This is a genomic window from Corynebacterium sp. HMSC034E11 (genome assembly GCF_001835905.1).
GTDB classification, from domain to species: Bacteria; Actinomycetota; Actinomycetes; order Mycobacteriales; family Mycobacteriaceae; genus Corynebacterium; species Corynebacterium coyleae.
Genome location: NZ_KV826385.1, coordinates 48555 through 61656 on the forward strand (window position 1 = coordinate 48555; position 13102 = coordinate 61656).

At 61.6% G+C, this 13102-nt stretch carries 12 protein-coding genes; 5 read left to right on the plus strand and 7 right to left on the minus strand.

The window, feature by feature from the left end:
- Positions 1 to 143 precede the first annotated feature (143 nt).
- Both HMPREF2690_RS11625 and HMPREF2690_RS01840 read left to right on the plus strand, forming a co-directional pair.
- On the plus strand, positions 144 to 704 hold the full coding sequence (locus HMPREF2690_RS11625) for an excalibur calcium-binding domain-containing protein (protein WP_083316694.1): 561 nt from the start codon (positions 144 to 146) through the stop codon (positions 702 to 704).
- A 47-nt stretch (positions 705 to 751) separates the two neighbouring features.
- Entirely contained in the window at positions 752 to 1318 is a 567-nt protein-coding gene (locus HMPREF2690_RS01840) for a hypothetical protein (RefSeq protein WP_070820020.1), read from the plus strand.
- On the opposite strand, the gene HMPREF2690_RS01845 is transcribed toward HMPREF2690_RS01840, so the two are convergent.
- The 3 genes from HMPREF2690_RS01845 to HMPREF2690_RS01855 are packed head-to-tail and all read right to left on the minus strand — an operon-like array spanning position 1297 to position 5419.
- On the minus strand, positions 1297 to 2454 hold the full coding sequence (locus HMPREF2690_RS01845) for an alpha-amylase family protein (RefSeq protein WP_070820069.1): 1158 nt from the start codon (positions 2452 to 2454) through the stop codon (positions 1297 to 1299). The two genes, HMPREF2690_RS01840 and HMPREF2690_RS01845, sit on opposite strands and share 22 nt — an antisense overlap.
- Before the next feature lie 10 nt (positions 2455 to 2464).
- Complete coding sequence (locus HMPREF2690_RS01850; RefSeq protein WP_070421966.1) at positions 2465 to 3709, minus strand: ATP-binding protein; 1245 nt, start codon at positions 3707 to 3709, stop codon at positions 2465 to 2467.
- Between the two features lie 48 nt (positions 3710 to 3757).
- Positions 3758 to 5419, minus strand: a complete 1662-nt coding sequence (locus HMPREF2690_RS01855; RefSeq protein WP_070820070.1) for a glutaminase — start codon at positions 5417 to 5419, stop codon at positions 3758 to 3760.
- 89 nt (positions 5420 to 5508) lie between these two features.
- On the opposite strand from HMPREF2690_RS01855, the gene HMPREF2690_RS01860 reads away from it, so the two are divergent.
- Together HMPREF2690_RS01860 and HMPREF2690_RS01865 are read left to right on the plus strand one after the other, a co-directional pair.
- Positions 5509 to 6759: a hypothetical protein gene (locus HMPREF2690_RS01860; RefSeq protein ID WP_070421965.1), complete on the plus strand. Its 1251-nt coding sequence runs from the start codon at positions 5509 to 5511 to the stop codon at positions 6757 to 6759.
- A gap of 48 nt (positions 6760 to 6807) precedes the next feature.
- A complete protein-coding gene (locus HMPREF2690_RS01865; protein ID WP_070421964.1) occupies positions 6808 to 7980 on the plus strand; it encodes a globin domain-containing protein in 1173 nt (390 codons plus the stop codon).
- Here the strand turns inward: HMPREF2690_RS01865 and HMPREF2690_RS01870 are convergent.
- A complete protein-coding gene (locus tag HMPREF2690_RS01870) occupies positions 7977 to 8663 on the minus strand; it encodes a helix-turn-helix transcriptional regulator (RefSeq protein ID WP_070421963.1) in 687 nt (228 codons plus the stop codon). The two genes, HMPREF2690_RS01865 and HMPREF2690_RS01870, sit on opposite strands and share 4 nt — an antisense overlap.
- Positions 8664 to 8789: 126 nt before the next feature.
- Here HMPREF2690_RS01870 and HMPREF2690_RS01875 point away from each other — a divergent pair, with 126 nt between their 5' ends.
- On the plus strand, positions 8790 to 9176 hold the full coding sequence (locus HMPREF2690_RS01875; RefSeq protein ID WP_070421962.1) for a cupredoxin domain-containing protein: 387 nt from the start codon (positions 8790 to 8792) through the stop codon (positions 9174 to 9176).
- Here the strand turns inward: HMPREF2690_RS01875 and HMPREF2690_RS01880 are convergent.
- The 3 genes from HMPREF2690_RS01880 to HMPREF2690_RS01890 are packed head-to-tail and all read right to left on the minus strand — an operon-like array spanning position 9154 to position 12925.
- Positions 9154 to 10350 (minus strand): hypothetical protein, encoded by a 1197-nt coding sequence (locus tag HMPREF2690_RS01880; protein ID WP_070820021.1) that lies wholly within the window; start codon positions 10348 to 10350, stop codon positions 9154 to 9156. The two genes, HMPREF2690_RS01875 and HMPREF2690_RS01880, sit on opposite strands and share 23 nt — an antisense overlap.
- Positions 10343 to 11734 carry an MFS transporter gene (locus HMPREF2690_RS01885; protein WP_070421960.1) on the minus strand — a complete coding sequence of 464 codons (1392 nt, stop codon included), beginning with the start codon at positions 11732 to 11734 and terminating at the stop codon, positions 10343 to 10345. The genes HMPREF2690_RS01880 and HMPREF2690_RS01885 overlap by 8 nt, the downstream gene beginning before the upstream one ends.
- Before the next feature lie 45 nt (positions 11735 to 11779).
- Positions 11780 to 12925 carry a hypothetical protein gene (locus HMPREF2690_RS01890; protein ID WP_083319421.1) on the minus strand — a complete coding sequence of 382 codons (1146 nt, stop codon included), beginning with the start codon at positions 12923 to 12925 and terminating at the stop codon, positions 11780 to 11782.
- Positions 12926 to 13102 lie beyond the last annotated feature (177 nt).

Consider the following 13102-nt stretch of genomic DNA (forward strand, 5'->3'; position numbering starts at 1 on the left):
ATATGCAGGTCTCGATATGCGTAACTGCTGGTCACGACGTTTTCCGAGTTTCCGCCGTAATTTCGGGAAAACGCTCCAACCTGGGATTACGCATATCGAGACCTGCATATGAAGCAAAGGTGGCCACGTGGGATGCTTAACGCATGAAGAAAACTCTCGTAGCGGCGCTTGCCGCCAGCGCCGTCACTGCCGGAACGTTAACAGCGCCCGCAGCCGAAGCCGTGGAACCAAGCACTACCGCGACAGCCACCCCAGTCACGACTACTGCAAATCCCGAGCAGAACCCCGCCATCGCAGAGGAATACACCCCGCTCGAGATCGCGCTTGGACTTGCTGGCGCCATTGCCGTGTACGGGGCGATCGCTGCTGGCACATGCTGGGCGATGAAACAGGGATTCATTCCGAACCCTGCACCGAAGTACATCCCTTGCCACGCGAAACCGAAGCCCGCACCGAAGAAGCCCGCCTCGAAAACAGCACCGAGGCCAGCACCGAAACCTGCACCGCGGCCCGCTCCAACCCCTGCTCCGAAGCCGGTGCAACGGCCGGAGCCTGCCCCGGCACCCGCACCGTCGAGGGCATACCCGAACTGCCGCGCCGTTTGGAACGACTTGGGACGCCCCATTCGAAGCAATGACCCGGGCTACGGCTCCCACCTAGACCGCGATGGCGACGGGATTGGATGCGAAAAGCGCCCGAAGTAGCTCTTCCCACCTGTCACATCTGCCCCATCCGTGACATACTGTTCCGCATGAAGTTCCGTACTCTCGCAATGACCGCCGCGCTGGCCGGCACGATCGCCGCCGCGCCGACCGCCCAAGCTGACGCCATCGACGACGCACTTGCCGCGCTGCCGTCCGGCCCGATCTCCTGCGACCAGGCCTCCCGCTACTGGACCAACGACGCCGACTACCAGCAGAAAGTCCGCCAGGCCCGCACGCTCGCGGCGTTCGACCGTCGCGGCCCACAGATCCTCGAGGCACTGTCGCGTGTCGACGAAGCCGCCAACCGATGCGGCCTCAAGGGCACCCAGGGCGGCAACAAGACGGCCAACACCACCGCCCCGAAGCAGCAGACCCAGCAGCCGAAACCGCAAGCGCCGGCTCAGCAGCCTAAACAACAGCCACAGCAGCCGAAGCAGCAGCCGAAGCTGAACATTCAGCCGCAGTTCCCGGAGCGCGTGAACCTCACGCCGGCGGGCATGCCGTCGTTTGATGTGCCGGTTGCTGGCGTAACCACGCTGCAGCTGCCAGACCTGCTGAAGATGCTGCAGGACGCGTTGGCGCAGATCCTGGCTTACTTCAACATCCAGCTGTAGAGCTCTTCACCGCCGGCGTGGATGCGCACGCCGGGTGTGGGGTCAAGCCACAGGTCGGTCTGGAGCGAGTGCTCGCCGTCGGTGCAGGTAAACGAGATTGTCTCGTTGGTCTTATCCAGCACCTCAACGCGGGCGCGTGTGAGCCATGCGTTGCGGCGACGCACCCCGATCAGCTTCTGATACTCCGTAAAAATCCACCCACCCAGTGGCGAGAGTTCGGCCGGGGTGGTTGGCAGGGCGGGGCGGACGGCGTCGTCGGCAGACCAGCCCTCGCCGCGGGTGCCGGTGAAGCCTTGTTCATCGCCGTAGTAGATCGACGGCATGCCGGGCACGGTCATGAGAATCGCGGCGGCGAGGATCAGTTTGTCGGGTCCGACTGTGGAGGCGATCCTGTCCACATCGTGGTTGCCGATGAACGTGTTGGTCAACAGGTCGGCGGGGTGGCGTTCGAGGGCATGGGCGAGTTCCCAAAAGTTGGCGTCGGCAAGCGATGACCAGGTGGCTTTCCACAGTTCATACTGGGTGACTGCGTCGAGCGTGCCGGCCGCGGCGATCTCTGCGTAGTCGCCGTGGATGACCTCCCCGAGGAACATTGCGTCAGGGAACTCCTCGCGAACGCGGGAGAGCACGTCGCGCCAGAATTCGGACGGGACGGCGTAGGCGACGTCGAGGCGCCACCCCGCGATGCCGCGGCGCAGCCAGTGGCACATGATGTCGACGACCGCATCCCGGATCTCTCGCTCGTCGTGGTGGAGTGTGGCCAGTTCGTTGTGACCCTCCCAGTCCGTGTCGCCGGCAAGACCTTGCTCAACCCAAGGGTGGGTGCGGGCCACGTGGTTAAAGACCCCGTCGAGCATTATGTTGATGCCACGGGTTGCGCAGGCGTTGATAAGCCAGTCGATGTCGGTGTCGTCGCCAAGCCTTGCGTCAATGCGCAGGTGGTCGAGGGTGTCGTAGCCATGGGTGACCGACTCGAAAATGGGACCGAGCAGCAGGCCATTGCAGCCGAGTTCGACCAGGTAGTCCAGCCACGCCTCGAGTCCGCGTAGGCGGTGTGCGGCATCTTTAGTGTCGCGGATCGGCGCGCCGAGCGCGGCGAGCGGGTAGACGTGCCACCAGATTGTGCGATCCAACATGTGCCCGAGCCTACGCACCGAGCAGCGCCAGCGGTACGACCGCGATTCCGTCGGGGCGGCGGTAGGCGCGGGTGCCGGTGGTGAGGATCACCGCGTCCACAACATCGTCCGGGAGTTTCTCGCGCAACCAAAGCAGGTGCTTGACGTCGTCGTCACCCACGTTGGCGGCCAGTTTGACCTCCAATGCCACGATCGCACCGTCTTGGTCCTGCGCAATGAGGTCGACCTCTCGATCCCCTTTGACCGTGCGGAAGTGGCCGACGGTACCGAAGGATGCTTGCGCCGCTACCCGCACGGTGAGGGTGGCGAGCGACTCGAACAGTGGTCCGAGCAGATAGTTAAACCGCCCCGTGAGTTTCGCAGCTGGAATCTCCAGCAGACGCAGGACAAACGCTGGGTCCGCAAGCTGGTGTTTCGGTGCTTTCGCGAGGCCAGCGAACGGGGAGCGTCGCATATCCCAAGCTGGCACGGGGTCCAGCATCCACAACTCGGCGAGTTTTTCTCTGTACACCATCGTCGTGGATTTAGCGGGTTTGTTGGTTTGTCCGGGCGTGGCTGCGTCGAGAATCTCCTGGTAGCTCGTCGTCGTGGAGCTGGCTGCTGCGTACGCCGCTAGCCAGTTCATCAACGCTGTTGGGTTGCGCGCGGTGTAGCCCTGCTCAGGGAGGTCGCGATCCACCACACGGGTGAGATAGGAGTCCAGCTGCTGGTTGCGGAGTACCGGTGGCGCTTCATAGAAGCCCGGGAAGCCGCCGGACGCTATCGCGTCAATGTAGTCTTTCAGGGTTTTGTCGGTCTCGCCTGCGATGGTTGCGTCACCTTGAAAAAGTTCGCGCATGCTTATCGACGACTCCCAGCCACGCCGTTCAAACAACGCCAACGGTCTCATTCGCATTGACAAGATGCGCCCTGCTCCGCTGTGAGTATCAGTCCCGGCTACGGGAGTGGCTGAGCCGGTCAGGAGAAAACGCCCGGCGGGAGCACCATTATCCACCGCCCGCCTGACGTAATCCCAGGACTCGGGGTGGCGCTGCCATTCATCGATCAAGATCGTGCCATCAGGGCTTGCGGTGAACGCCGGATCCGAGGCGAGAACTCCGGCACCCTCATCCGTGTCGAGCTTGAGCACCGTCGACGCTCGCCGGCGCGCAGTTTCGGTTTTGCCGACACCTTTCGGCCCCTCAACCGCAATAGCAGACGCATACGGAAGGAGCTGGTCAAGTTGGGTGTCTACGGCCCGTTGCAGGTATCCCATAGACACGAACCATACCAATTTTCCGTCGTGAATCGGTCGTTTTTTCCGTCATGAATCGGTCGAATTTTCCTCCCTGCGCCGAATGAGCGGCTGCAGACCCTTGGCGATGCGCTCGCGCCACTCCTTGGCAATTTCTTCGTAGCCGCTGTCGTGGGGGCGCATGCCGCGGTGGGTGAAGTTGACCTTGGTTTTGCCGGATTCGTCCTCTTCGATGTCAAAGATGAGGGAGGTGTCGTCCCACTCGTGGTCCTCTTTGGGGTTGTCGGTGGGTTCGACATCCCAGACGATGCGCTTGCCGTCGTCGGCTTCCTTGACGGAGAAGCCAACGTAGCGGTCGTCGTCAGAGTAGTGGAACTCGGAGCCTTGTTCGGCGGCGTCGCCTTCGACGCGTTCGTCCCACCAGGTTTTGGGTTTGGTGATCGCCTCGTAGACCTCTTCGCGGGTGGCCGGGACGGAGAAGGAGGCGGTGAAGTCGCGGATGGCTTGGGCGGTGGTGCCGTCGGCGAACTCGTAGTCCGACAGCGTGTGGTCCGGGTCGTAGATGGAGATGTTGTAGCCCTCGTCCCGGTACTGCATCAGACCGTCTTTGATCAGGTCGCGGCCAGCCTTGTTAAACGCGGTCACGCCGGAGACGTCAAGGATGAGGTTTGTGCTGGTCAGACGGCGCTCGGAAAGACCACGCAGGATCCTTTCGGCGGAGGTGAACGTGATCATGCCTTGCAGTTCGACGATTTCGGCGTCGTCGCGGCGTTCAATGCGACGGATGCCCGGCGCGAAGTAGAAGTTCGACGACAGCAGGTTCAGCCCCATGGAGCTGGACAGTTCTCGGAAGATTTTCACGCCGCGCACGGAGTTGCCCTGTTTATCCAGGCGCGGGCTTAGCGACGCAATACCTAACTGGCCTGGCAACGTCCCGATCAAACCGCCGGCCACGCCTGACTTCGCAGGGATGCCGACGTTGACCATCCAGCGCCCGGAGGCGTCGTACATGCCTGCGGAGACCATGACTGCCTGGGCGAGGCGAGCTGCTTCCGCCGAGACGATGCGCTCACCGGTGACCGGCTGGATGCCAGCGTTGGCAAGGGTGGCAGCCATGACGGCGAGGTCTTTCACGGTGGCCAGAATGGCGCATTGGGCGATATAAGAGGCGACGGCCTCGTGGGCATCGTCGCTAATCGTGCCCGCTTCGCGCAGCATGTGGGCGAACGCCTTGTTGCGGTCGGCGGTTGCCTTCTCGGATTCGAATACCCGCTGATCAATGCTCAGTTCGCGGCCGGCAAGGCGGGAGAAGTAGGCGCGGAGTTTCTCGCTGCGCTGCTCCACGGGGATGTCGGGGCCGCCGATAAGTTGGTTGACGGTGATGGCGCCGGCGTTGATAAGTGGGTTGGCGGGGCGGCCTTCGTCGTCAAGCGAAAGCGCGTTGAATGCCTCACCGGAGGGCTCAACGCCGACGTGGGCGTGGACCTCATCGGGACCGTACATGTCCAGCGCCAGCGCGTAGACGAACGGTTTGGAGATGGACTGGATGGAGAACTTGTAGTCGCAGTCCCCGACCGCGTAGAGCTGTCCGTCCGCAGTGCAGAGTGCGAGGCCGAGCTTGTCGGGGTCAGCGTGTTTGAGCACGTCGATGTAGTCGGCGCGGTGGCCGGAGTCGTGGTCGCGCACGGATTCGACGATGTCCTGCAGGTATTCAGTCACTGGCGAAGGCATGGTGGCAAGTGTAGGCCCGAGCACGACACATTCGAACATGTTCGAACACCTGTTCGCCTCGTGTCGTGCGCGGTGGTTAGATTCACCTCATGAGCGATTACAGTGGCACCGCCCGCCCACACGGCCTTGAAGTTACGTGGAAGATCTGGGGCGATCTGAACGACCGCGATCTGCACAACGTGCAGGCTTTTATGGACGACTTCTTCGCGGTCTGGAAACCACGCCCGACCCGTGGTTTTAAAACTCCCATGGACTACGCCACGCTCGCGTATGCGCGGCAGTGCTTTGACCTGGCGGGAGACGCAGCCGACATGCACGTCTCCGATCAGTTTTTCTACCTCGACGCGCTGCGGCAGGCGATGGAGCAGTTGGAACGGGTCGAACCCCGGTTTGTCTACGCCCACTCTCTCGCCCGGTACGCAACGCAGCTTGCGGGTGAGTTCGATATCGAAGACGCGATGGACGGCGCCTGGGACGAGCTCCGCGCGGTGATGCCTCAGCCGTTGACGCGGCCGATCCCAGGAGTGACCGAGTACGCCATTGTCGACGACACCCAGTCCCCCGCCGACTTCGACATCATGCGCCTGCCCGACCCCGACACGTTTAGCGTGCGTATCGGCTCACTCACCGCAGACGAATTCGTCCGCGAAGGACGCCAGGTGTTTTCACTGGACATGGTCCCGGAGGAGACCGTCCCACTGGTCTTTATCGACCGCGCATTTCCCCTCGGAAGAGTATCTCTGCGGGTGGACGTGGACGACGACGGCACGGAGCTGCCACACGAGATCCTGCGCGATGTGCGCGTCGGCATCGACGACTACCTGGACAGCCTGGTGGGCTGCGGCACGAGCGCGGTCGAGTACTACTTGTCGTGCGCCCGCGCCCAGGAGTGTACGGGCCTACTGGTCGAATCCCCCGCTGCGGGCCCGCTCGTTGCTGCGGTCGGCGAATCGCTACATCACGTTGTGGCCCGTAACCCTTCCGCGGCACCCGCGCGTTTGCTTTACGACGAACTCACGTCCACCACCGATCCCGACCTGATTTTCGAGTACGCAAATGCCATCTACCACTGGATCCCGCGTGACTTTCGTGTCTGTTTCCCCACCAGCAACACACCGGAGGCGGACGCGTTGAAAGACGCGCTATTCGAGTCGTTTAGGGAGCAAGACATCGGATTTGCCCGGGTGGTGCTACGCGGGCGGCAACAACAGAACCAGGCTCCGCTGTTGAACCACTTCGCTGTGGACTTTTTAGACACGTTCGGGGAGGCGGAGGACCTGCCGTATTCAAACTGTTTCCTCATCCAAGACATCGACTCCGCAACACGCGACCTGTTTTAAAACGGCTATAATCGTGTTTATTCGATCCGCGACTTCAAGGAGGCCCTGATGTACGTTGACACGTTCCCCGACTCGAAACGCAAGTATCTCTCGGATGCGCACGCTGAGACTGTGAAGGCCACGCTCGCACCGGTCGCCGACAACATGCAGACCATCGCGACCACCTTCTACTCCAAGATGTTCGCGGCGCACCCGGAGCTCATCTCCGACCTGTTCAACCGCGGCAACCAGAAGCAGAACGCACAGCAGAAGGCGCTGGCCGCGTCGGTGGTGAAGTTCGCGGCGCATCTTGTCGACGACTCCCAGCCCGACCCCGTGATGATGCTCGACCGCATCGCGCACAAGCACGTCTCCCTCGGCATCACGGAGGACCAGTACCAGATCGTGCACGACAACTTGATGGCCGCGATCGCCGAAACGCTCGGTGAGGCCGTCACACCCGAGGTGGCCGAGGCCTGGGACGCGGTCTACTGGCTGATGGCGGACGTACTGATCAAGCACGAAAAGGAGCTCTACGCCTCTGACGGTGTGGCGGATGGCGATGTGTTCCGCCGCGGCACGGTGACCGCCAAGGAGGCCCTGAGCGAAACGGTCACTGCGTTCACCGTTGAGGGGGATTTCTCCGCGCCGAAGCCTGGGCAGTACACGTCGATCGGCGTGAAGCTCGACGACGGCGCCCGCCAGCTGCGTCAGTACTCGATCATCGATGGCGACGCATCGCACTACCGCATCGCGGTGCAGAAAGACGGCGAAGTGTCGTCGTACCTGCAGGAGCGCGTCGCAGTCGGCGACACCGTCGATGCCACTCTCGCCGCCGGCGATCTCGTGCTGCGCCCGGGCGAGAACCCGATTGTGCTCATCTCCTCCGGCATTGGTTCGACGCCGCTGACTGGTATCCTCACGCACCTGGTCAAGCACGACGATCCGCGTCGGGTGACCTACGTGCACTCAGACTCGTCGGAAGCCACTTGGGCGCAAGCGCAGGAAAGCCGCGACCTGGTGGCCGCGCTCAACGACGGCTCGATCCACCCGTTCTTCCGCGACAGCGGTGAGCGCATCGACATCCACAACATCGATGTCGCAGGCGCCGACGTCTACCTCTGTGGCGGGACCGGCTTCTTGCAGTCGCTACGCGACGACCTTGCCGCCCTCCCGGAAGACAAGGCGCCAGCGAACGTCTTCTACGAGCTGTTCAGTCCGAATGACTGGCTCGTGTCCTAAGCACGCTTGGTCAGCCGGGCACCGCACTCCCCCGGCCTGTCGTGGGGGCGCAGTTGCACCTTGACGCCGCCAAGCCTCCCGTCCAGAAACCCCTCGTGCAGCGCACAAATTACCGGAGCCGGACGTTTGTTGCTCTCGGTGACAAACGGGCAGGCATTGAGGCTAAGTTCGCGCACTTTCCGGGTGGTCGCATCTGGACGCTGCAGCGGGTCAAAGCCCAGCTCGCGCAGCAGTTCCGCGATTTGTCGTTCAGCCGTGGCCAGGTCCACCTCATCTGCGCCGTTGTCGCGACCTTCGTTCACACGGTCTGCCCACTCGCGGCCAAGTGCCTTGGCGGCATCGGTGTCGTCGGCAGACAGTTGGCTGGCCAGCACCTCCACGAGCGACACAATCGCACCCGATGCCCGGCTCGTAGGCGCAACGCGTGCGGTGTAAATATGCGACGGGCGCCCCCTGCCAGAACCAGTGGCAACCCTGCGACTGATCACCCCGGCGGCCATGAGCTCGTCGAGGTGCCCGCGCACAGTGTTGGGATGCATGCCCAGTGCTTCGCCAATTTCAGCAACCTGGATGCCTTCGGCGTGGGACTGCACCTCTTGGAAAACCTCGACTTGTTTCGCGCTCAGGCGGTGGACGGCGGTTATCAGCTCACCAGCTGGCCGCGGAGCATACCTACGTTCCATGCGCGTTCTCCTGAGGGGTGTATCAAGTCCGCCAAAATTATATGTGTTGCTGAGTTGTAGTCCAACTTGGTTTTTCTCGGATTATACAATCTCAACGTCATCAACGAACACCAAAGGAGCCGATCCGTGGCACGCACAACGCACTTCGCCGCCTGGTCCGCAGTGACTGCGCTCGTCGCTGGTACCGCAACGGCAGCGACATTGCTCGCACCTGCGCAAGGTGAGATCCCCACCGGCGACGACGTCGTCCACGTTGACGTTGATATTGAGCGGATGCGGTTCATCCCCGACCGGGTGGAGGTGCCCCGCGGCACGAAACTCGTGGTCAACCTGACCAACTCCGGCGAGAAAGAGCACGACCTGAAGGTCGGCGAGGGCTACTCAGGCCGGCTCAGCCCTGGCGAGAGCGCTACCTCCTACTACGGAGAGTTCAACGTTGACACACTCGGCTGGTGCACCATCGCGGGACACAAGACGATGGGAATGCTCTTTAGGGTCGACGTGACGCCTTAATCAGCGCAACCTGCGCCTTTACCGCGCGGGTCAGCAGCGGGATAAACGCCACAAGCACGCCAAACACGAGGAAGGACAGGACAATCCGGGCGTAGGAGTTGTTCACCGCCAGCCATGCCAAAAGGGCCACGTTGAATAGGCCGACGCGCAGGTAGGCACCACGGTTGAGTTCCCGCAGTCCGGACTTTACCGCTGCTGGACCGCCGCCCATCATGGTTGGCATGAGGTAGCTCATCGCGCCGATGAGCAGTTGTGCTGCAAACCCGAGCAGCAGCGGCAACGTTGGAATGTCGGCAGATCCGCCGAACAGGCGCACTGCGTACCAGGTCAGCCCGCCAATCAGCCACGCAACCGCGAACAGGGCCGATAGCGCTGGGTAGGTGATGCGACCTCGGGGATCGCGAAGCACCGTCAGCGCGTTAACCACAAAGCCCTGGTAGAGCCACGCCCAGCCCGCAACGATCACCATGGTGCCGATGCCGGTAACCACGGACATCCGCAGCAGCGCACCCGCGACCGCCACGGTGACGCCAGCGCCAGCGAGCACCAGTGCCACACCGACCCTCCCCACGGCGCGCGTGCGCCACATCGCGGGAAACAGCACGCTCAGCGCGCCCATGGCTGCAAAGCCGACGAAGCCGCCAACGTTGATGAACATGTGCGCCTGGCGCACCGCACCGTGCCACTGACCAGGCAGTCCGGCCGACAGCGCCGCGCCGAACAGCGCACCGACCGGCAGACAGCACGCCGAGGCCACGAAGCCGTACACACTCGCATTGCTTCGTTGCGACGCCCTCACCTGCCCCGCCAACACCACCGCATGCCACGCCACCACAATGCCGACGACCAGCGCGCCGACCCAGGTCAGCCAGTACCACAGCAGCATCTGGCCAATCAGCGTTGCGACGATGCCGGCGTTGAGCAGATAGGTGCGGGTGAGTTGGGCGGGGCGGGTGGCGTCGTCAAGCTTGCGCCCCAGGAAGCGCTCAGTGAGCGTCTGCGACCACAACAGGATCGAGTTTGTCAGAATGCCCAGCGTAAAAATGTGGATGAGCAGCCACGATCCCTCAGGGATGAACGGGTGGACAAGCCCCACGATGATGAACACGCCCATCCAAATGCTCACCGGCTTGGAGGCTTTGCGGTGCCACGCCCGCGGATTCATATCAGGCATTGACCGACCCCGACTTCGGGTTGTCGCGGAAGCACCACCACGTGGCCGCCGCGAACACAACCGCAGATACGGCCAGCACGAACAGCACATTCTCGTACGACTCGGTGTACGTCGCGCCACCATCCAGACCCCGCTGGAGCAGCGAACCGGTCAGCGCGACGGTGGTCAGGGTGCCGAACTCGTAGGAGACCTCCTCCACACCCGCCGCCATGCCGGAACGGTTCATCGGAGCCGCGCCAATGATCGCAATCGACGACACACTCATCACCGAGCCCACCGCAAAGCCCAACACCGCAAGCGACACAACCTCGAACAGCACGCTATGCGACGACGCGCCCACCACCAGCAGACCAGCCCCCACCACCGATAACGCGAAACCACCAGCGATCAACGGCATGAAGCCAACCTTGTGCAAAAACGCGCCACCGAGCGTCGACGCGGGAATGGCGGCCACGGCCATGGCGACGACGGTGGTGCCGGCCTTCAGGGGCGTAAATTCGTCGACAAGCTGCAGCTTCTGCGTCGTCATCAATTCCGCGCCCGCCATGATGAACATGCCACCCGCCGCGGCAACAACGCCGCCGGTGAACATGCGGGACCGGAAGATGTCGAAGGTGAGCAGCGGGTCATCGAGGCGCGCCTGACGCCGCACAAACAGCCACGAGCCCAACACGCACGCCACGATCGAGCCGACCAGCAGCGCGACGCTTTGGGTGTTCGCAGCCTGCTTGATCGCCATCGTCAGGCCCGACAGCGCAACCAGCGAATACAGCGAAGATATGACGTCCCACGCCTTGTTCGGATTCGGCAGATTCGGCGGCGCCAGCCACACCGTAAGCACGAGCGCAAGCAACACAATCGGCACGTTGATGAGGAACACCGAACCGACCCAGAAGAACTCCAGAAGCAGACCACCAACCACCGGTCCGAGCGCGCCGCCAACCACGGCAACCGCGCCCCAAATACCGATGGCAAGGTTGCGCTCGCGCTCGTCGGAAAACGTCAGACGGATCAACGCCAACGTCGCCGGCATCATCACAGCCGCACCAACACCCAACATGGCGCGCGCCGCGATCATCTCAGCCGTGCCCGGCGCGAACGCCGCACCCAGCGACGCCACACCGAAAATCCCGAGACCGATCAGGAACATCTTGCGGTGGCCCACCCGGTCCCCCAGCGTGCCTGTGCCAAGCAGAAGGCCCGCAAGTGCAAGCGGGTAGGCGTTAATGATCCACAGGCCCTCACTGGGACCTGCGCCGAGACTACGTTCAAGCGCGGGCAACGCCGTGTACAAAATTGAATTATCCAGCCCGATCATGAGCAGGCCGAGTGATACAACAGCAAAGAAGCCCCAGCGCTGCGCGGGTGTGCTGGTGGATTCCATGCGGGGAATACTACCGCGCGGTTCTTTTTCACCTTGTCGCAGGATCTACGCCAGGTAGGCCGCACCTTGCTGCATAAGTCGCTCTAAGTACAAATAGCGCTGCTTAGTCACCCAACCACTGCCTTTACCGGACGCAGTATTTTCAATTTCACTTGGCAAAGTCCGATGCGCTCCAAGTGGTTGCGTTTCGTCCTTTGAGGTCAACACAAACGCTTGATACCGACCTTCAACCCCACTGCCATCACACCATCCATTTTGAGATAGCTCTTCAATGGCTTGCGCGATTTTCCGCAGTTCAGGCCTGTTGCGGTCTTTTGCCTCTTTCCTTAAGAGCCGCGCCTCGTTCAAATTCCAGGTGATATTGTCCTGCCGATACTTGACCGCAGGAATCTCAGTTTGAATCTTTCTGTCAACATAAAACGCAAGATGACGCACAGGACGAAACGTTCGTCCTGATTTACAGACATACACAGACGTCTTTTTATAAAGCTCCCATTCCTTCTTTCCAGGAACTAACAAAGTATCTGCTGGTTCGGTCGGGCGCCGGTTGTACAGGGACTCAACGCGGTCTACTGCCTTAAGAAAATGCTCGAACGCAGGATCAACATAGTTCGCCACCGCAAATATTCGATCGCATTCAAACGGGACATCGGTATCAAGAATCGAATCGTGGTGAGCCACGCGATTACGAAAGTTCCTAATCCCTTCCACTGCGGCGCCAACTTCGCTACGACTTCGGGCATAAGGGAACGCGCGTTGCAAACAGAGGCGCCAGAGCTCGTCGTTGCCTTTTCCGAGCATTCGAGTCCAAAATCCGAAATGCAAGTTCGCGGTTATCTGCTCCCGCGAATCTCGGTGGTGGGGACTTAATCCCTCCCTTGTGTCTTCAACCCTTTCCCGGACTCCTTCTCCAATTAAAGGATTTCGAGAGAATATCCACGGCACTGAGCCAGCATCGTGTTCGAAATGCTCCCTGAGAGCCTTATCGATGACGTTTCTCAGCCCAACTTCAAAATGGGCAAGTAACTCCAGACCTGCAGAGGCAACCTCCCCAGCCCAAAGATAAAGCTCTCTGGCTTTCTGCACATCGTTGTTTGCTTCCTGCAGATACGGCGCAAAGCGCGAGTCACTGACGAGCTTTGAGAAGAAAAACTCGGAAGCAGGACCTTCAACCCCATCTAAGGACCCCAAAGTGTCAACCCCCTTGACCTTTTATGAATGTGCGCACAAATCCAGCACCTATGCTTGGACGTAGCGCCCTTTAAGTGTAATCTCTTTCTCGTACGCCCCGGTGTCGCCTCTGCTCAAGCAAGCGCCCGGGGCTTAAAATTTCCGGGTTAAGTAGCAAAATGTGTGTCCGGTCGGCGT

Coding starts and splice junctions, on each gene's coding strand:
- HMPREF2690_RS11625 (WP_083316694.1), top strand. CDS start 144: ATGAAGAAAACTCTCGTAGCGGCGCTTGCCGCCAGCGCCGTCACTGCC.
- HMPREF2690_RS01840 (WP_070820020.1), top strand. CDS start 752: ATGAAGTTCCGTACTCTCGCAATGACCGCCGCGCTGGCCGGCACGATC.
- HMPREF2690_RS01845 (WP_070820069.1), bottom strand. CDS start 2,454: ATGTTGGATCGCACAATCTGGTGGCACGTCTACCCGCTCGCCGCGCTC.
- HMPREF2690_RS01850 (WP_070421966.1), bottom strand. CDS start 3,709: ATGGGATACCTGCAACGGGCCGTAGACACCCAACTTGACCAGCTCCTT.
- HMPREF2690_RS01855 (WP_070820070.1), bottom strand. CDS start 5,419: ATGCCTTCGCCAGTGACTGAATACCTGCAGGACATCGTCGAATCCGTG.
- HMPREF2690_RS01860 (WP_070421965.1), top strand. CDS start 5,509: ATGAGCGATTACAGTGGCACCGCCCGCCCACACGGCCTTGAAGTTACG.
- HMPREF2690_RS01865 (WP_070421964.1), top strand. CDS start 6,808: ATGTACGTTGACACGTTCCCCGACTCGAAACGCAAGTATCTCTCGGAT.
- HMPREF2690_RS01870 (WP_070421963.1), bottom strand. CDS start 8,663: ATGGAACGTAGGTATGCTCCGCGGCCAGCTGGTGAGCTGATAACCGCC.
- HMPREF2690_RS01880 (WP_070820021.1), bottom strand. CDS start 10,350: ATGCCTGATATGAATCCGCGGGCGTGGCACCGCAAAGCCTCCAAGCCG.
- HMPREF2690_RS01885 (WP_070421960.1), bottom strand. CDS start 11,734: ATGGAATCCACCAGCACACCCGCGCAGCGCTGGGGCTTCTTTGCTGTT.